We start from the raw sequence: 20,236 nt of genomic DNA on the forward strand, positions 1-20,236 counted from the left end.
AACTGAGCGAATACTGTCGTGAACAATACCGCTCATGAACGTGTTAACCAGACCTTTTATAGTGACAGTGTAGCTGAATTACCACTATAAAAAAACCACAACGCTAGTGGGACTAGGTTTTATAGCAGCGTTAACCGATAGACAAAAACTGTGAAGCAATAAACAAATAAATAAGTACACCCGAGGCATCACAGACAGAGGTAATCAAAGGCGCACTGGCAGTGGCAGGATCAAAACCCAATTTATTAAGCACAAAAGGTAAGCTCATACCAATCACACAACCAATCATCACCACCGACATCATACTCAGTGCCAGCACTAACGACACCACTGCATCACCACGTGCATAACCGATGATTGAGATAGCCACCGCCATCGTCGCCCCAAGCATCAACGCAACCACCGCCTCTCGACCCAATAATGAAAACCAGTCACGCATGACCACATCGCCAGTCGCCAAAGCTCGCACCATCAAGGTCGCTGACTGCGAGCCAGCGTTACCACCACTGTCGACCAATAAAGGCAAAAAGAACACCAATACCAAATTGGCGGCAATCACATCTTCAAATTTTGCAATACTAAAGCCTGAGAGCAAGTTGCCAAATACCAAAAACACTAGCCAGAATACGCGCTTACGGTATAACACTCGAACGCTGACGTCTTTTAATTTGCCAACCATGGTCGAGACACCTCCCGACTTATGGAAATCATCGGTTGCCTCATCACTCGCCACATCCATCGCATCATCGTGGGTAACAATACCGACTAAAGCACCACTATCATCGGTAATAGGCAGCGCAATTAAATCATAGCGAGCCACGACTTTCGCAACGTCTTCTTGATCATCATTGACATTACAAGACACTACTGTGCTCATCATAATGTCATTAATCAGCTGCTCAGGAGCCGCTAAAATAAGTACTCGTAAAGAGACAACGCCTAATAACTTACGCTCGTCATCAATCACATAAGCATGATAAATAGTTTCGGCATCAGGTGCTTCTAGGCGCAGTGCTGCCAATGCCTCAGAGACAGTCATATGAGCAGCTAAAGTCGCATAATCAGACGTCATCAATGCACCAGCAGTGCGCTCCTCATAGGCAGATAACTTACGAATATCTTCACGTTGTGCCTGTGCCAATGCGGGTAACAAAGCATCCCGCTGCTCCTGATTGAGGTGCTTATATAAGTCGGTACGCTCATCTGCGGGCATCTCGCCTACTATCTTTGCTAATACAGCCCGAGGAAATACATAGGCAAGTGCAACCTGAATATCCGTTTCTAAATAGGAGAACACGGTAGAACGATTGGGCAGATGCTCAAGTAGCTGCCACGCAAGATTTGGCTCCATGAGTGCCAGAACATCGGCAATATCAATCGGGCGCAAATTTTGAAGTTGATTGATTGATTGCTCAAACTGCTGTTGCTCGATAGCACGGCTTACTGTTACTGTAAGCGTTTTTGCAAAATCCTTATCATTCATTATACTTACTCCGTGCGACCCGAAACGGTATTCAAGCGCTCATAAAAAAGAGCCAATCTAATTGGCTCAAATTAATATAAAACTAGATGCTAATGGATTGGTCTTTTATTAGCAAGCCCATGATTCTTAAATCAATCAAACAGCCCGCAAACCCATTAATTCACCACGCTGTTAATTCATAAACCAACCATGACTGGCAACGATAGACTGACCTGTGAATACATTGCTCGGGAATGCTGCTAAAAACAATGCCAATTGGGCAATATCATCGACGGTCGTGAATTCTTTATCTACCGTATTGACTAACATAATATCATTGACTACAGATTCTTCACTGATGCCTTTTTCAGCCGCTTGTTGCGGAATTTGCTTTTCGACCAATGGCGTTTTGACAAACCCTGGGCAAATTACATGCGCGCGTACATTATGCTCAGCGCCTTCTTTGGCCAATACACGGCACAGCCCAAGCAAACCATGCTTTGCCGTGACATAAGGCGCCTTAAACATGGATGCTTCATGCGAATGTACCGAGCCCATATAGATGACCGTACCGCCTTTGTCATCTTTATACATATGCTGTATCGCCGCTTTGGTGGTCAAAAACGCCCCATCTAAATGGATAGCAAGCATTTTTTTCCAATCCTCAAACGCCATTTTATGAATCGGGTCGATAATCTGAATACCAGCATTGGAGACAAGAATATCAATACCACCAAAGGTATCGACAAGCTGCTGCACACCATCATTTACGCCATCTTCAGACGTTACATCCATGGCAATGGCAAATGCGCGTCCGCCTGCCGCTTCAATAGCATCAACGGTTTTCTGAGCCGCTTCAAGATTAATATCTGCAATACCAACTGCTGCGCCTGCCTTCGCATAAGTTTCAGCGATATCACGTCCGATACCGCTGGCAGCGCCTGTGACCAATGCCACTTTGCCGGTCAAATCCTGTTGTAATTGGGTCGCCATATTTTATAGTCCATTATCAAATAGGTTTTTTAGAGGTCTGTGCCAAATATATCTAACAAGCTTATTGAGCAATGCTCACTGGCGTTTTTTCTTGTAGCTCATCAAAGCTAACACCTTCTGCCAGCTCAACTAGCTTTAGACCGTTGTCAGTAACGTCTAGTACAGCAAGTTCGGTAATAATTCGATCAACCACCCCTTTGCCCGTCAATGGTAGCTCGCAATTGGCAAGGATTTTTGGCTCGCCGTGTTTGTTGACTTGTTCCATTAAGACAATCACCCGTTGTACACCAGCGACCAAATCCATCGCACCGCCCATGCCTTTGACCATTTTTTTGGGAATCATCCAGTTGGCTAAATCGCCTTTTTCTGACACTTCCATCGCACCCAATATCGCAAGATTAACATGACCGCCGCGAATCATCGCAAACGACTCTGAGCTACTAAAATAACTGGCGCCCGCCTCTGCGGTCACGGTCTGCTTACCAGCATTAATCAAATCTGCATCGACATTTTCTACCGTTGGAAACTCGCCAATACCTAATAGACCATTTTCAGACTGTAGCCAAACATCGACATCTTTAGGGATATAGTTTGCGACTAGGGTTGGTAGTCCAATACCTAAGTTGACATAATAGCCGTCTTGTAGCTCTTGTGCGGCACGCTGTGCCATCTGCTCTCTTGTCCATGCCATGATAACTTCCTTATTTTTATAACGACTCCAAAAAATATGATTAGCGGTGTGAAACTCACTTAGTCTACTAAATGTAGCACTTTCACTTGTTTTCCTTGCTACTCAAATTTTTAGGAATAGTATGACAATATTCTATTATTAATTTAACACTTTAAAAAACCTATAAAGCCTTTAACTAAGCGCCTTCAACGGCCTTAATCGTGGTTTTTTCAATACGCTTTTCAGGATTGCTATTCAAGACGATACGCTGCACAAAGATACCCGGCAGGTGCACATCATCAGGATCAAACGTGCCCGTCTCTACGATTTCTTCGACTTCAACAATGGTAATTTTGCCTGCCATGGCGCAATCTGGATTGAAGTTACGCGCCGTCTTATTGAATATTAGATTACCCGCTTTGTCCGCTTTTTGCGCTTTGATTAATGACACGTCAGCGCGTAATGAGTGCTCAAGTATATAAGTGCGACCATCAAAATCACGGGTTTCTTTGCCTTCAGCGACCAGCGTGCCAACGCCAGTGGCGGTGTAAAACGCAGGAATACCAGCGCCACCCGAACGTAGTTTCTCCGCTAAAGTACCTTGCGGCGTTAACTCAACTTCTAACTCACCTGCCAAGTATTGACGCTCAAATTCTTTATTTTCACCGACATAGGATGAAATCATTTTTTTAATCTGGCGCGTTTGCAATAGCAATCCTAAGCCAAACTCATCGACCCCAGCGTTATTACTGATGCAAGTTAACCCTTTAACACCACTATCACGCAATGCGGCGATTAACGCTTCCGGAATACCGCACAGACCAAAACCACCGATAGCGAGGGTTTGTCCATCGCTGACGATACCTTTTAGCGCTTCTTCGGCACTGCTATATACTTTTGATTGACTCATGCTTATCTCCTTGCAAGTCTATTTTTTGTTATTAACTTCTATCATCAATGATTATGAGTGACTGACATCACTCAATATTTCCATATTTATACTAATACAATTTCTATCGATATATAATAATTAAAAATCTTGTGCTAACTTACCATATTATTCTCGTAGCGAGAAGAGAATAACCATAGGAATATACAAGCCAGCGCAGTAGCGGTATATATGATGGGTCAATATCTTATTAAGACAGGATTTATGTTTAATAAAATATCAAATATTGCCTATTTTAAGTAATTTTATTGACCAATATCACTGTGTTCTGCATACTCGCTGACTGAACTTTGCCAAGGAGGGCGATCATGTTTAGTACCTTTGCTATTGTCATTACTTTATTATTATTGATGTTTTTTGCTTATCGCGGTTATTCCGTGCTGATATTAGCACCGATTATGGCGACATTAGCCGTACTATTATCAGGTGATTTTTTAAGCACGATTCCTGCCTATACCGATGTGTTTATGGGCGCATTGAGTGGATTTTTACTTAAGTTTTTCCCTATATTCTTGCTGGGTGCACTATTTGGGCGTTTGATGGCAGACTCTGGTGCGGCGACTGCGATTGCCAAAACCGTGGTCGAAAAGCTTGGTGCCAGCAAAGCCATCTTAGCGGTTATCTTAGTTTGTGCCATTTTAACCTATGGTGGCGTCTCATTATTTGTCGTGGCATTTGCTATTTACCCAATTGCCAAAGACTTGTTTAAAGCGGCAGATATTCCAAAGCGCTTGATTCCGGCAGCGATTGCCTTAGGCTCATTCACCTTTACGATGACGGCATTACCAGGTACGCCCGCCATTCAAAACGCCATTCCGATTCCTTACTATAATACCAACGTTTTTGCCGCGCCTATCTTGGGTATTATCGGCGGTACCATCATGTTTATTTGTGGTTGGTTATGGCTACAATCACGCGCCAGAAAAGCCAATGCAGCAGGCGAAGGCTATGGTCAGCATGACGAAGAGGATGTGGGCGGCGTTGGCGCAGCCAAAAAAGAAACTGAGGTATTAAATACGCATCACACCTCATTTACTATTGCTATGATTCCACTGGTGTTGGTCATTGGCTTAAATGCTTTATTAACTTACGTTGTCTTCCCATCAGTGGATTTTAGCGGCTTACAAGCTCAGTTTCCTGATCTAAATATCGCAGGCTCACTGGGTTTATGGTCAATAATCATCTCGTTAGTCGCGGCCTGTGCGGTGTTAATTTTGCTACGTATCGGTCATTGGAATAATCTGCAAAAAACCATCAACCGTGGTACTTATGATTCGATGCTGCCGATTTTTAATACTGCCTCAGAAGTTGGCTACGGCGCGGTTATCGCCTCGCTAGCAGGCTTCCTCATCATTCGTGATAGTATTTTAAATCTAACACCTGACAATCCTTTAATCTCAGAAGCGGTGGCGATGACTACGCTGGCTGGTATTACTGGCTCATCGTCTGGTGGTTTGAGTATCGCGTTATCGACGTTGGGTGAAGACTATTTAAGAATGGCGGTCGCAGCGGGTATTGACCCAGAATTGATGCACCGTGTTGCTGTGATGGCAGCAGGTGGTTTGGATACGCTACCGCATAGTGGTGCGGTCATCACCTTACTTGCGATTTGTGGTTTGACCCATAAGCAGTCCTATCTAAACGTCGCCATGGTAACGATGGTGATTCCACTTATTGCTGTGGTCGCCGTTATCATTTTAGGGACGATATTTGGCTCGTTCTAATATCCTAGAATGAGGCATTTATTAAACCTTAAAGATAATTAAATTTAACGATTATTGCTTGATACCAAAGAGCCCACTGAGCGATTGCTTGGTGGGTTTTTTATGCATGCTTTCTCATTACTACCTCTAAATACAACCGACTATTTATCTCTCATAATTGATTGACACTCTATATACCGTATAGAGTTAATCGCTTTATTAGCGACTATATTAATTACTCAGGTAATGTCACAAATTTGGCCGAATTACGGTATCATAGGCACACTTTTTTAAATTTTTATTTGCTTAATACGTTTTAGCATTGATAGTTTGATATTAATAGTATCGCGTCTAATAGCTCAAAACCGCTTAAGACGTTTGATAACCAACCCGTTTATATAAAAATATAGGTGATAAAAGTGCGTGAGATTCTAGTAACCAGTGCGCTGCCCTACGCCAATGGCCATATCCATTTGGGGCATCTTGTAGAATATATTCAGACCGACATTTGGGCACGTGCCATGAAAGCGCAAGGCCATCAGGTCACTTATGTCTGCGCAGACGATGCACACGGTACGGCAATCATGCTCAAAGCAGAAGCCAATGGCGTCACACCGGAGGAACAAATTGCCGCGGTGAAAGCGTCGCATGAAGCAGATTTTGCCAAATTTTTGATTAACTTTGACAATTATCACTCCACGCACTCAGAAGAAAACAAGCATTTTTCTGAGCTGATTTATCGTCGCTTGAATGATGCTGGGCATATCAGTACAAAAGATGTCGAACAATTATTTGACCCTGAAAAACAGCTATTTTTTAGCCGATCGTTTTGTCAAGGGTACTTGCCCTGAATGCGCAGCGGCAGACCAATACGGCGATAACTGTGAAGTTTGCGGTACGACCTATGATGCAACGGATCTTAAAGACCCGCATTCAACGTTATCAGATGCCACGCCTATTCTAAAAACCTCCAAGCACTACTTCTTTAATTTGCCTGAATTTGAGCAATTCTTAAAAGATTGGACGCGTAGTGACAATCGCTTGCAAACATCGGTCGCCAATAAACTACAAGAATGGTTTGAAGCAGGTCTGGCAACGTGGGACATTTCCCGTGATGCGCCCTACTTTGGTTTTCAGATTCCAAATACCCCAAGCGATGAGCCAGACAAATATTTTTATGTATGGCTAGATGCGCCAGTCGGTTACATGGCGAGTTTCAAAAACCTATGCGATAAGCGCGCAGGTACAGACGAGGCGCTTGATTTCGACCGTTATTGGATGCAAGAAAACGAGCATAAAACCGAGGTGTATCACTTCATCGGTAAAGACATCGTTTATTTCCATGCGCTATTTTGGCCTGCTATGCTTGCTGGTAGTGAGTTCCGTACACCAACGGGTGTTTTTGCTCATGGCTTCTTGATGGTCAATGGCGAAAAAATGAGTAAGTCACGCGGTACTTTTATTAAAGCCGAAACGTATGCTGATCACTTACATCCTGAATACCTGCGTTATTATTTTGCTAGTAAATTGTCTGATAAAGTCGAAGATATCAACCTTGATTTAGAAGATTTCATGCAAAAGGTTAACTCTGACTTGGTTGGTAAAGTGGTCAATATCGCTAGCCGCAGTGCTGGATTCTTGGTCAAAAAGTACGACGGCATGCTCACAGAAGTCTGCGCTGAGCCAAGTTTATTAGAAGATATTACCAAAACGGGCGATGAGATTGCTGCCGCTTACGAGAACCGTGAGTTTTCGCGTGCCATGCGTTTGATTATGCAATGTGCTGATAAAGCCAATGAATATATCGATGAGAAAAAACCATGGGCACTTGCTAAGGTTGAAGGCGCAGAGCAAGAAGTTCAAGATGTTTGCTCGGTCGCGATTAATATCTTCCGTCAACTGATGGTCTACCTTGCGCCAGTATTGCCTGAGCTAACCGCCAATGCCAAAGCGTTTTTGAACATTGACGACTTAAGCTTTGCCAGCCGTAATGAGTGGCTACTGGGGCACAAGATCAATAAGTTCAAGCCTTTGATGCAGCGTATAGAAGAAAAAGACGTTGCCGCGATGGTTGAGGCCTCAAAAGAATCTTTGGCTCAAGCTGCTGCTCCTGTGGCTAGCAAAGCCGTTGCTAAAAAAGATAATAAGCCAGCAAAAGAAGCTGCTACTGATATAGATGCTGAGACAAATACTGAGCAAACTGACTATATCGGCATCGAAGACTTTGCCAAAGTTGAGATGAAAGTCGCTCACGTTCTAGCCTGCAATCATGTCGAAGGCGCAGATAAGCTTTTACAATTTACCTTGGACGTTGGCGAAGACAAACCGCGCAATGTGTTTAGCGGCATCCGTAAGTTCTATGAGCCTGAGCAATTGCTAGATAAAAAGGTCATTTGCGTGACCAATCTTGCCCCGCGTAAGATGAAGTTTGGTGTCTCAGAAGGTATGGTGCTATCAACTGGCAATCCAAAAACTCAGCTGACAGTGGTTACTTTACCTGACAACTGCGTGATTGGCGATGTGCTTGCTTAATAGTTAGGCTTACTCAACAAACAAAAAAGATGTCCAGCTGGGCATCTTTTTTATTGTCCCAAAACTATCGCTGGTCAATCGCCAAAATCAGTGCTTATATAGAAGATAATATCGATGAATATTGATTCAGTACGTTCTTTACAGAGGTAATGACAAACGCGTTTTAATTTCTTATTGCCATAAGTTACATTACTGTCATAATATGGACGTAATGATCAATGGATTGATTACTTTGATGTTAGCCCGTTATCTCAGCATGCACATAACATTGACTCGGGTAACCTGCACTCTCTAACCTATGAGCCCCAATAAAATGACCTTTGCTACTACTTTACGCTTCAGCCTATTCGGTGCTGCTATGAGCGCCGCGCTTGGATTAATTGGCTGCTCAAACACGACCGACACTGCTGCAACGACAGATACAAGTGCCGCCGCAGATTCTGACAAGCCTGCCAAGACATTAGCCATCACTCAAATCGTCGAACATCCTTCGTTAGATGCGATGCGTCGCGGCATTATTGATGAGTTGGCAGATAATGGCTATGTTGAAGGCCAAAATCTAACCATTAATTTTCAAAGTGCTCAAGGCAATACAGCGACAGCAGGTCAGATTGCGAAGCAGTTTGCAGGAGACAATCCAGATGCCATCGTGGCAATCTCGACGCCATCAGCTCAGTCTATCGTTGCGTCAACTAAGACGATTCCGGTTATTTATACGGCTATTTCAGACCCTGTCGCGGCAAAGCTCATTAATGAGAACAATACGCCTATCCAATCTAATGTGACAGGACTGTCTAGTGAGCTACCTATCGAGCCGCAACTGGACAATATTCAAAAAATTGCGCCTAATGCAAAAACCATTGGCTATGTTTATAGTCCAGGTGAGGTCAATTCGGTGGTGGTACTCAATCAACTAAAAAAAGCTGCGCCTGCGCGTGGGCTTAAGATATTAGACGTAACCGCCAATCGCCCAACGGATGTGGCGATGGCGACTCGTAGCCTTGCTGGTCGTGTTGATGTGATTTATACCTCACTAGATAATAATGTGGTATCCGCCTTTGAAGCGATGGCAGGTGCTGCCAATGAGCTTGATATTCCTGTCATTGCCTCAGACGAGTTCAGTGTGCGACGTGGTGCAACTGCGGCACTTGGTGTCAATGATTATGACTTTGGTCGTACCACAGGCAAAATGGTGTATCGTGTTTTAAATGGCGAAGCAGTTAGTAGCGTTAAGCCTGAAGTGATGAATACTTTAACCTTATATGCAAGCCCGAAACATGCGGCTGAGCAAGGCTTCAGCCTGACTGATGAGCTGCTAAAAAATGCCATTAATATCGACAAACAAGCGCAGAGTGCGGATAAATAATACGGATAAATAATACGGATAAATAGTTTTGACAAGTAGCACTGAAAAATAACATTTAGCCTTCTATATAGATGGCTCGCTTTACCCTTTATCCATCTATACCTTTTATCTATAAATTAAATAATGTACGGACACATTATTATTTTCAGGAGTGAGACCCATGTTGTATCAAAATCGTTTTGGTCATTTTAACTTTAGTAAAGCACTATTATTAGGTGGCGTTTGTACTGCCATCTTGACTGGCTGTAATCAATCAGCACAAGATACCAGCACCACTGATACAGCTGCGACTGGCGATGCAGCCACGGCTATGAAGACTGTCGCAATCACAGCTATCGTCGAACATCCAGCGCTTGATGACGTCCGTAAGGGCGTTATCGACGAGCTTAATGAAGCAGGCTTTAAGGATGGTGAAAATTTAAAGGTTAATTTCCAAAGCGCACAGGGTAACACTGCCACTGCTGGACAGATTGCTAAGCAATTCGTCGCAGACAATTCAGACGTTATCGTTGCGATTGGTACTCCATCAGCGCAGTCAGTAGCTGCTGCTACTAGCAGTATCCCTTTAGTATTCTCAGCAGTCACTGACCCAGTTGCCGCCAAACTAGTGACCAAACTAGATGGCTCTGGCACCAATGTCACTGGCGGCTCTGATGCCCTGCCTTATGAGCCACAAATTGAATTGATGCGTCAAATCATCCCGAGCCTGAAGAATGTCGGCTATGTTTATAGCCCAGGCGAAGTCAACTCAACGATTATCTTGAAAAACTTAAAAGAAAAACTGACACCACTAGGTATCAATGTACTCGAAGCGCCTGCCCAGCGTAGTACTGATATTGCGATGGCAGCACGTAGCCTCGAAGGTAAGGTCGATATGATCTATACCTCAACCGATAATAACGTCGTATCGGCTTACGAATCACTATATCAAGTCGCTAAAGAGAGCAAAATCCCACTGATTGCGTCTGACACTAGCTCAGTTGAGCGTGGTGCCGTTGCTGCATTGGGCGTGAATTACTACGAGCTTGGTCGCGAAACAGGCAAAATCGTGGTACGTATTTTAAATGGTGAAAAAGCAGGCGCTATTCCTGTCTACACCCCGCAAATGTTGGATCTATACGTTAGTCCAAAGCATGCCAAAGAAGAAGGCATTACTTTGTCACAAGCGGTTATCGATAAAGCAAAAGAAGTGGTAGAATAACGCACTTTTATAGCTAGCTCATTACAGCTATCATAAGGTAGATATCGAGTTTGATGGATTTGGTGTCAGCCGTCATCTACCTTTATGCGATGAGGCTAAATGTTTAACATCAGAAACCCAGCTATGAATCAGTAGGCTGGGCTTCTTATTTAAACCACATTGATTAAATATAAAGTATTTGCGTCATTTCTAAATTTGCCCTTTTTTTAATCAAAGCTTTGAACCTAGGTAGCTTATGATAGCTGTTGATCGTGACATGTTTTGGTTTACCCTAACCGCAGATTGTTTAATCTGTTAAATTCACCGCTTAGTCGTTTAGCTAAAATTGACGTATAGATGAGACAGCGCTGATCTATATCACGCACTCATTCTATGAATCGATATTAGAACGTTAGTTGCTAAACGCTTGGTTATGACTTACTGATCTCTTATGTCTTTAATTGCTTTTTTTGGTGCACTTGAAAGCGGTCTGATTTATGGCCTAGTAGCACTTGGTGTGCTGATCTCATTTCGCACCCTCGACTTCCCCGACTTGACCGCTGACGGTAGTTTTCCACTAGGTGGCGCTGTCGCTGGTATTTCTATCATCGCTGGTGTCAACCCATGGCTTGCCTGTGCTTTTGGTATGTTGGCAGGTTCAGTCGCTGGTATTGTTACGGCATGGCTACACGTCAAACTTGGCATCCTGCAACTACTTGCCAGTATCTTGGTGATGGTCGCACTATATTCTATCAATTTACGGATTATGGGTGCGCCGAACTTGCCATTATTGGGTGAAACCACGGTCTTTAGCACCTTGGTCACTGATGGCAACGGTTATTGGATGCGCTGTCTAATTATTGGTGTCGTGGTGATAGCTGCCATGTTATTTTTAAACTGGTTCTATAGTACCGAAACGGGTCTTTCGATGCGGGCGACGGGTTCCAACCTCCGCATGGCACAGGCGCAAGGCATCAATACCTCATGGATGACCATCATTGGTATGGCGATTTCTAATGGTTTGATTGCTCTAGCAGGTGCATTGTTTGTGCAGACTCAAGGTGGCGCAGATATCTCGATCGGTATTGGTACCATTGTCATCGGTTTGGCAGCGGTCATCATCGGTGAAACCATCATTCCTGCCAAGCGAATTTGGCTGATTACCTTTGCCGTGGTCGTCGGTGCGGTGCTGTACAAGCTATTTATTCAGGTGGCGCTATCGAGCGATACGCTCCGTAGTATTGGTTTTGGTCCGCAAGATTTAAACTTGATTACAGCGCTACTCGTCGTATTTGCCTTGGTATTGCCAAAAGCTAAAAATAAATTTTTAAGTCGTAAAGTTCGGGCTTAATGTCAATGTGCAACCATAAGGAATAATTATTATGATGCAAGCTACAGATTTGCGGTTGACCTTTAATCCTGGAACGCCCATTGAAAACCCTGCCCTACGCGGTATCAATCTCAACATCGCTGATGGTGAATTTGTCACTGTCATCGGTACCAATGGCGCGGGTAAATCAACCTTTTTAAATGCGGTCAGTGGTACCACGCGCGTCGATAGCGGTTCAATCTTATTAAATGGTATCGATGTCACCAAAAAGACCGCGCACCAACGCGCCCATTGGGTGGCTCGTGTCTTCCAAGACCCGATGGCGGGGACTTGTGAAGCATTAACCATCGAAGAAAACATGGCGCTGGCTTATAAGCGCGGCGGCAAACGTGGTTTGAGCTTTGCACTCAACCAAAATAACCGTGATTTATTTCGCGAAAAATTATCAGTATTAAAATTGGGGCTAGAAAATCGTCTGACCGACCGTATGGGTCTGTTATCCGGTGGTCAACGTCAAGCTGTTAGCCTATTGATGGCTTCATTGCAACCTTCCAAAATTTTATTGCTTGATGAGCATACTGCTGCCCTCGACCCTAAGACTGCTGCTTTCGTTTTAGAATTGACCGATAAAATTGTAACGGACAATCAGCTTACAACGATGATGGTTACCCACTCGATGCAGCAGGCATTGGCGCATGGCACCAGAACAGTGATGTTACATCAAGGACAAGTGGTATTAGATGTGGCTGGCTATAAACGTCAAGGCATGACTGTACATGACTTACTTGATATGTTTGAGCAAACTCGCGGCGAAAAAGTCGAAGATGATAGCTTGATATTGAGTTAAATAACTTAGCAAAATTCTTCAACTCTTGAAAAAATAGAACGTCTGTTTAATATCAGGCGTTTTTTTATGACTGCTTTAATTGATACGACTGTCTTAATTTTTAAGCATCAAGCAATACTAACTTTTGAATCAACTCACTGACATGTTGTGACTGCATTTTTTTCATCACTTGTGAGCGATGCACCTCTACCGTGCGGACCGATATATCTAAATGGTTGGCGATATTTTTATTCAGATTGCCTTGCAGTAACTCATTGGCGACCTGCTTTTCTTTATCGGTCAGCTGCGCATAAAGATTTTTAATATCATAAAGCGTGGCGCGTTTTAGAGTGAGGTCTTGCGCACGCGCAAGCGCTTCTTGTAGCCGGCGGCTATTAATCGGTTTTTCCAGATAGTCAGCCGCACCTTGCTTCAGCATATTGACAGCATCAGCAATCTCGCCATTTCCCGTTAGCGCTATCAATGCCATAGGGCTGTCCTGTTGACTAAGGTGCACTTGTAGCGCTTGACCACTCATCTCTGGCATCATCAAATCACTCACAATCACTGCTGGACGATAGATATTGACTTGCTGTAAAAATATCAGAGCACTTGCCCACACTTGGGTCGATAGCCCTAAGCTGCTAATCAAAAAATCACAGGACATGCGCACACTTTCTTCGTCGTCAATGATATGAATGATAAGCGATTCTGGCGTAATGCCTGATAAATCGTCAGACAGATGACTGCTTTCATCTTGCCAGCACGTAGGCTCATTTGAGAGTTGATTAGACGTCATATGTGACCTTATGGCTAAATACATTATTGATATTCATTAGAGTTTTTCGTCATTATTCGCTAAAGATAATGACAGATAAAAAGATATTTGTGCGCCCACCGTGTTTGACAGCTGATAGTTAGCATTGGTTTGTAGCAGTTGGATTTTACCGTTTAAGCTACGTTTAAAGCGGTGCTGCTCGCTGCTCATTACTTGGTAAACTTGCTCAATTTCATGCTCGACATCAATATTGTTTAGCTGCATCATACCGCCCAGCGACTTGCATAAGCGCTGACATATCATCAGTCCTAATCCTAGACCGTCTGTTTTCGTAGACTGGGTAGCATATTGACTGGGTAGGCTCTCTGGTAGGTGCTGCCTATTCAGCTGAGTTTGATCAAAGCCGCCAGCGTCATCGCTTAGATGCAATACCAACCATTGCTTATTATTATACCTCTCTGCCTGACAGCGTAGCATGATATTGGTCGCCCCTTGCTGTGCAGCATTGGTCATGCTATTTATCAGTAACTGATCTAATAATAAATTTGGCAAGGTTAAATGCTGATAATCACTTGCCAGCCAAAAATTGACACCTACTGCTTGCTCACCCAATAATAAGATGCACTGTTGATAGATAGCTGCGATATCGACACGAGTTTCATTCGCTTGCGACCGTCCAGCCCAGCGGCGGATATTAGTCACCACAGCAGCGACGCGTTCTGTTTCATTGACAATCTGCTGTAGAGCATTCTCTGTTGCCGCATTGTCAAGTGGCGTTATGTCGATAGCATTTTTAGACAACCTTGCATGTTGACTGCGTATCAATAATCCTTGCGCATAATTTTGAATGGTTGCCAGCGGCTGATTGATTTCATGAGCGATAGCACCGCTCATCTCACCGATGACCGCAAAGCGCTCTGATTGGTGTAACTGCTGATCATAATCACGGATTAGTCTATTTTGCCGCACTATCTTTTTTTGCCGCCGCCATGCCAGCCAGCTCATCCAAGCATAATTTACTGTCGATATCAGGACAACCAAAATAATCACAGCCATCCATAATCGATGCGCCTTTATCCAGTCGATCATATGCGCGCTCAGCTGCTTTTGGGCGGGATGGCGATTCATCTCATAAAGGATGCGCTCAGCATCGCTACTTGATTCTGCTGGTAACCAGCGCTGCTCTAATTGACGCTTGCCAAATAGATGTTGATTGATCTGGCGCACCAAAGCATCTGGCGCTTGCTCGGTCGCTGCCAGTGTCCAATTTGGATATATTTTCGTTGAAGAGTGGCAGCTGGATACAGTGGCGACTGGATGAATGAGACGGTATTGCTTGTCATTGATTTGACCGCGCCTTGCCATATCCTCCATCAAACAAAGCGGCGTAATGGCAGCGTCTACTTTGCCACTAGCCAAGGCATGCAAAGTGCGCTCTATCGGATAACCGACAAACTGTGTTTGATAGTGATTTGGCGTAATGCCATTTTTCTGTAATAAATGTGCGCCCAATAAATAACCGCCAAATGCGTCAGTGTCGACGGCAGCAATATGACGTTGCTCCAAATCCTGCAAACGATAAATATCACTGTCGGCAGCGACCCATAAAGCACTGGCGACCTCTTCCATCGCACTCGGCTGTTTTAATGGCGTATATTCATTTAGCTTATTAAATTCATTGGCGAGGGTGACTGTCGTCGATAGCTGATTTTGCGATTGTTGCCCATTAATACCCTCAGCATCAAATCCTTGATTGCTAAAAATTTTATCACGAGAACTTTTATCACGAGCGTTTTGCGCATTGCTATTTAATTGAGCCGTCTCTGTTTGTAAGGTAGCCAGCCAGCGCCATCTGATAGTATTCATTTTTATAAACTGCACTTGCGGGCCAAGCACTAGCGCAAACTGCTGTGCTTCTATTTGCTGTTGCCAATTTTCCAGCGCCAAAGGTACCAATATCACGGTGTCATCTGATAACTGATCATTAAGCTCGTCAAGCCACGGCTGCCAGCGATTTTGTGCGGCTGTCTCGCCTTGCGGTGCCAGCACACCCAAATAGTAAGTCTGGGCGGTGGCATTAGATAGCGGCAACCAAGCAGCCCATGCTACCACGGTAATAAAACAAGCCTTTAAGATAGTCCAAATTTTAGACTTTTTATGCATACACCTAGCCTTATATCTGACCTACCAAACGTACATTATAATTAAAAACCTTAATCATAATGTGGTTTTCCACAATATCACAATATTACCCGCTACCCTATACTAGATGACAGTCGTGTAACTTTTAATTCGCTGAGCTTAAGTCACAAATATTCGATTTCAATTTTGATTTCAATAAGAATGATTAATACACCTCATGAAATATGGGTGATGAATTATAAGCTTGGTAAAAATATCTTATGGAGGGCGGGCTTATGAAAAAATGGCCACTGATTATAATAATAGCAGCCATCATCGGGCTGGTGGTTGCCTTTATTATTGGGAAATTACTGCCAAATATGCGCACCAGCAGTAACGATATCGAGGTCAATATCACTGATCCTGCTCTCATCAAGCAGGGCGAATATATCGCTCGCACTGCTGACTGTATTGCGTGTCATACCACGCTCGATGGCGAGACTTATGCAGGCGGTCTGCCTATGCTAACGCCACTTGGGGCAATTTACTCGACCAATATCACACCCGATCAAGAAACTGGCATCGGCAACTACAGTTTCGCCGACTTTAAAAATGCCGTTAAGCATGGGGTACGCAGTGATAATAAAGCCTTATATCCTGCTATGCCGTATCCCTCTTACCAGCTCATGCCAGAAGAAGACTTAGCCGCGATGTACGCCTTCTTTATGTCCGATGTCACAGCCGTCAAGCAAGCCAATCTAAAAAGCGAGCTACCTCCGATAGCAAACTGGCGCTGGCCCTTGGCATACTGGCAGGTCTTATTTGATCGCAAGCGTGACTTTGTCCCTGAGACAGACGACGCACTATTGACTCGTGGTCAATACTTAGTCGAAGGTCCTGGGCACTGCGGCTCTTGTCATACTGGGCGCGGTATTGGCTTTCAAGAAATCGCTCTAAGTAATGCAGATTCTAACAAGTATTTGAGCGGTGCCATCATCGATGGTTGGCGCGCCAAAAGTATCCGCGGTGAGCATCGCGGACTTGGCACTTGGACGGTTGCAGAATTAAATGACTTCTTCAAAACTGGTCGTACTGATACCACTGCTGCCTTTGGTGCCATGGCCGAAGTGGTTGAGCATAGCACCCAGTATATGACCGACTACGACATCAACGCCATGTCATCTTATCTAAAAACATTAACGCCAGCACCAAACAAAGAAGCCACACTGCCTGCGAAAAAAGACATCACTACGCAAAAATTACTAGATGGTGACTATGATTCGCGCGGTTCGATTTTGTACGCCGAATATTGCCAAATTTGTCACCGTGTCGATGGTAAAGGAGTCGCGCGTATTTTCCCAGCGCTTGATGGCAATAGTGCGGTTTATTCTAACAATGCCGATTCGGTCTTACAGATTACCTTGAGCGGTGGTCGTATGCCTGAAACTCCACATGACCGTATGGCATTTACTATGCCTGAATTCAGCAATCTTAGCGATGCAGATGTGGCAGAAGTGGTCAATTATGTCCGCAATAGCTGGACCAACCAAGCGCCTGAAATCGATGTCAATGACGTGGTAAAAATGCGGGCTTTCCTCGCCAAAAAACCAAAAACCAGTACGGATATTGCTCCAGACTTAAGTATTGACGCGCAAACAAAAGGAGCAAAATAATGAAAAAATCTCCACTCAACTTGCCTACTATTGCTCGCGTTATCTCTCAAAAAATGACCATAGGCAACTTAACCACCGCTATCCTTACTGCTTCAGCGCTTAGTATCGCCGCTATCAGTAGTGGTTGCTCGCAGCCCGAGCCTATCGAGCAGAATGCACCTGAGTACGGCTTAGTCACCACTGATGATGCCAACGAAGATATCGGCACTTATGTGCTGCCGCAAGATACGGCTATCTTGGATGAACCAAATGCTGATGAGATATTTTATGGTAAACGCTTATTAAACGAAACTAAGCGCTTACTGCCAGAGCATGTGGGCGCGCAAATGAACTGTAACAGCTGCCATATTTCACAAGGTAAAATTCCACTGGGTGATCCGTACATCAATAGTTATAACTTCTATCCGCGCGTGATGCCACGATCTGGTAAGGAAGTTGATTTAACCAAACGTATTAATGGCTGCTTCCAGCGCTCAATGAATGGCAAACCGTTGAAACCTGAATCCCCTGAAATGCTGGCAATGTTGGCTTATATGAAGTGGCTATCGCAAAACACCCCAAAAGAGCAAAAAGTCGATATCCAAAATACGGGTAAAGTGGATGAATCATTAACCCCAGACCCTGTCCGCGGCGAACAAATTTATAAAGCTCAATGTGCAACTTGTCATGGTGATAATGGCGAAGGCATCAAAGACAGTCGCGGCGATATCGTGTTCCCGCCACTGTGGGGCGATGAATCCTTTAATATCGGTGCTGGTATGGCACGTACTTACAAGGCGGCAGCCTTTGTAAAATACAACATGCCCATGGGTATTCAGACCAAAGGCTTATGGGGTCACGGAAATGTGCTGAGCGATCAAGATGCCGTCGATGTGGCGCACTTCTTTACTCATCAGCCGCGCCCTGACTTTGCTGGTAAGGTCAATGATTGGCCAAATGGTAAAAAACCTAAAGACGCGCGTTACTGATATCTTAAGAAGACGGTATTTATAAAGACTTTACTTAAGAGGACTTCACTTAGCAGACATCATTCTATGCTCGCTTGTGAGTGAGCATTGACACGATAAACCTTTAAGAAAATGCATTTTTCTTAAAGGTTTTTTTGTTATCTATCAAACCCGCGAAAGAGGACGCCATCCGACATTAGGGTGGCGGTGAATTTCGCATCATTTTCAATGTTTAAATTACATAATATGCGCCTGAATCCAGTATAATAATTAATTATTGTAATACTTATAACTCACCACGAGCATTTATGAAAATCAACAAAGCGTATAAATTTAGGCTTGAGCCTAATACGGAGCAAGAGGTTATTTTAAATAATCTTGTCGGCTCTGCACGTTTTGTTTGGAATCAAATGCTGGCAATCTCATTTGAGATGTTTGCTAAAGATGAGTTTATTAATGCCACCAATCTGGTTAATAAAATTATAGATTTAAAAAGTAATCCTGATTTTAACTTCCTAAAAAGCAGCTCAAACGCTGTGTCTTTACAACAAAAAGTACGCGATCTGGCATCGGCTTGGTCGCGGTTCTTTGATCCTAAAGTACATGCCAGATTAAAAGACAATAAAAAGAAACCTCGCAAACCCAAGTTCTTTAAACTGGCTGACGGCACAGAAATCCAGCTACGCTCGTTGATGCCAAGATTTAAGCGCAAATCCGATGGCTGCGACTCAATTCGCTTGGTTCAGTTTGATAAATATTGCCGTGTTGAAGGTAATCGAGTAAAACTGCCTAATGGCATTGGCCTGGTGAAGTTTAGGAAGTCGCAAGACATCATTGGTACAATTAAAAATGTCACCATCAGCAAGAAATCAGGGCACTGGTACGTGTCTTTTGGTACGGAGCGAGAACTGGATGAGAACCCTCGTCACCATGCCACAAGCGCCATTGGCTTGGACATGGGTATCAGCAAACTACTCACCACTTCAAACGGTCAGTACATCAAACCGAAAAACAGTTTTAAAACCAATCAACCCAAACTTGCCAAATTGCAACGAGGGTTAGCAAAGAAAGTAAAATTCAGTGAAAACTGGAAAAAGCAAAACCGCAAGATTCAAAAGCTACACAGCCACATTGCTAATATTCGCCATGACTACTTGCATAAAGTCACCACCCGCATCAGCAAAAACCACGCCATGATTGCTTGTGAGGATTTAAAGGTCGCTAATATGTCGAAATCAGCCAGCGGGTCGGTGGAGAACAAAGGTCGTCATGTTAAAGCCAAGTCGGGATTAAACAAATCAATCCTAGATCAAGGCTGGGGCATGATGGTTAATATGCTTGAGTACAAACAGCAATGGCGCGGTGGGTTACTGATCAAGGTAAACCCACACTACACCAGTCAAACCTGTTCTCAATGTCAGCATATTGCTAAAGAGAATAGACAAACTCAGTCTAAATTTGAGTGCGTCAAATGTAGGTATGTTGCGAACGCTGATTTTAATGCGGCTCGTAATATATTAGCGGCAGGACATGCCGTTTTGTCTGCGGAAGGAGGATGCAGTAAGGGTCGCCCGTTGAAACAGAAAACAAGCGACCTTCGTGAGAAAGTCGCCTAAGAGCATCTGCTTTTAGAATCCCCCACTTGAGCTTGGCGAAAGTGGTGGGAGTATGTCAAAGTTAATGCTTCTACAAACTTCTCGCTCGTC

The 20,236-nt window shown here is 44.0% G+C and carries 14 protein-coding genes and 1 pseudogene; 9 read left to right on the top strand and 6 right to left on the bottom strand.

What is annotated here, in order from left to right; translation table 11 throughout:
• Positions 1 to 130 precede the first annotated feature (130 nt).
• The 4 genes from mgtE to JMV76_RS02665 form a co-directional block, all read right to left on the bottom strand.
• On the bottom strand, positions 131 to 1,483 hold the full coding sequence (mgtE, locus tag JMV76_RS02650) for a magnesium transporter (protein ID WP_201501512.1): 1,353 nt from the start codon (positions 1,481 to 1,483) through the stop codon (positions 131 to 133).
• A 171-nt stretch (positions 1,484 to 1,654) separates the two neighbouring features.
• On the bottom strand, positions 1,655 to 2,455 hold the full coding sequence (locus tag JMV76_RS02655; RefSeq protein ID WP_201501513.1) for a 3-hydroxybutyrate dehydrogenase: 801 nt from the start codon (positions 2,453 to 2,455) through the stop codon (positions 1,655 to 1,657).
• 61 nt (positions 2,456 to 2,516) lie between these two features.
• Positions 2,517 to 3,146 carry a CoA transferase subunit B gene (locus JMV76_RS02660; RefSeq protein WP_201501514.1) on the bottom strand — a complete coding sequence of 210 codons (630 nt, stop codon included), beginning with the start codon at positions 3,144 to 3,146 and terminating at the stop codon, positions 2,517 to 2,519.
• A 175-nt stretch (positions 3,147 to 3,321) separates the two neighbouring features.
• Positions 3,322 to 4,035: a CoA transferase subunit A gene (locus JMV76_RS02665; protein ID WP_201501515.1), complete on the bottom strand. Its 714-nt coding sequence runs from the start codon at positions 4,033 to 4,035 to the stop codon at positions 3,322 to 3,324.
• Between the two features lie 347 nt (positions 4,036 to 4,382).
• On the opposite strand from JMV76_RS02665, the gene JMV76_RS02670 reads away from it, so the two are divergent.
• The 6 genes and pseudogenes from JMV76_RS02670 (at position 4,383) to JMV76_RS02695 (ending at position 13,032) form a co-directional block, all read left to right on the top strand.
• Positions 4,383 to 5,798, top strand: coding sequence for a GntP family permease (locus JMV76_RS02670; protein ID WP_201501516.1), 1,416 nt, complete (start codon positions 4,383 to 4,385; stop codon positions 5,796 to 5,798).
• A gap of 398 nt (positions 5,799 to 6,196) precedes the next feature.
• Positions 6,197 to 8,309 (top strand): annotated as a pseudogene (gene metG / locus JMV76_RS02675) (methionine--tRNA ligase).
• Positions 8,310 to 8,622: 313 nt separating this feature from the next.
• Positions 8,623 to 9,675 (top strand): ABC transporter substrate-binding protein, encoded by a 1,053-nt coding sequence (locus JMV76_RS02680; RefSeq protein WP_193009397.1) that lies wholly within the window; start codon positions 8,623 to 8,625, stop codon positions 9,673 to 9,675.
• Between the two features lie 160 nt (positions 9,676 to 9,835).
• Positions 9,836 to 10,876, top strand: a complete 1,041-nt coding sequence (locus JMV76_RS02685; RefSeq protein ID WP_087815043.1) for an ABC transporter substrate-binding protein — start codon at positions 9,836 to 9,838, stop codon at positions 10,874 to 10,876.
• A gap of 430 nt (positions 10,877 to 11,306) precedes the next feature.
• Positions 11,307 to 12,206, top strand: coding sequence for an ABC transporter permease (locus tag JMV76_RS02690; protein ID WP_045446789.1), 900 nt, complete (start codon positions 11,307 to 11,309; stop codon positions 12,204 to 12,206).
• A 31-nt stretch (positions 12,207 to 12,237) separates the two neighbouring features.
• The gene (locus JMV76_RS02695; protein WP_201501517.1) at positions 12,238 to 13,032 is read left to right on the top strand and encodes an ABC transporter ATP-binding protein; all 795 of its coding nucleotides are present in this window, start codon (positions 12,238 to 12,240) and stop codon (positions 13,030 to 13,032) included.
• Between the two features lie 100 nt (positions 13,033 to 13,132).
• Here JMV76_RS02695 and JMV76_RS02700 read toward each other — a convergent pair whose 3' ends face one another.
• On the bottom strand, positions 13,133 to 13,810 hold the full coding sequence (locus tag JMV76_RS02700) for a response regulator transcription factor (RefSeq protein WP_176393072.1): 678 nt from the start codon (positions 13,808 to 13,810) through the stop codon (positions 13,133 to 13,135).
• A 36-nt stretch (positions 13,811 to 13,846) separates the two neighbouring features.
• Entirely contained in the window at positions 13,847 to 15,952 is a 2,106-nt protein-coding gene (locus tag JMV76_RS02705) for a PhnD/SsuA/transferrin family substrate-binding protein (protein ID WP_087815045.1), read from the bottom strand.
• Between the two features lie 254 nt (positions 15,953 to 16,206).
• Here JMV76_RS02705 and JMV76_RS02710 point away from each other — a divergent pair, with 254 nt between their 5' ends.
• The 3 genes from JMV76_RS02710 (at position 16,207) to JMV76_RS02720 (ending at position 20,146) form a co-directional block, all read left to right on the top strand.
• The gene (locus JMV76_RS02710; RefSeq protein WP_227675911.1) at positions 16,207 to 17,583 is read left to right on the top strand and encodes a cytochrome c; all 1,377 of its coding nucleotides are present in this window, start codon (positions 16,207 to 16,209) and stop codon (positions 17,581 to 17,583) included.
• Positions 17,583 to 18,551 carry a c-type cytochrome gene (locus JMV76_RS02715; protein ID WP_226950204.1) on the top strand — a complete coding sequence of 323 codons (969 nt, stop codon included), beginning with the start codon at positions 17,583 to 17,585 and terminating at the stop codon, positions 18,549 to 18,551. Before JMV76_RS02710 ends, JMV76_RS02715 begins: the two co-directional genes overlap by 1 nt.
• 287 nt (positions 18,552 to 18,838) lie before the next feature.
• Positions 18,839 to 20,146: an RNA-guided endonuclease InsQ/TnpB family protein gene (locus JMV76_RS02720; protein ID WP_201501519.1), complete on the top strand. Its 1,308-nt coding sequence runs from the start codon at positions 18,839 to 18,841 to the stop codon at positions 20,144 to 20,146.
• Positions 20,147 to 20,236 lie beyond the last annotated feature (90 nt).

This window comes from Psychrobacter cibarius (assembly GCF_904845955.1).
GTDB lineage: Bacteria > Pseudomonadota > Gammaproteobacteria > Pseudomonadales > Moraxellaceae > Psychrobacter > Psychrobacter cibarius_B.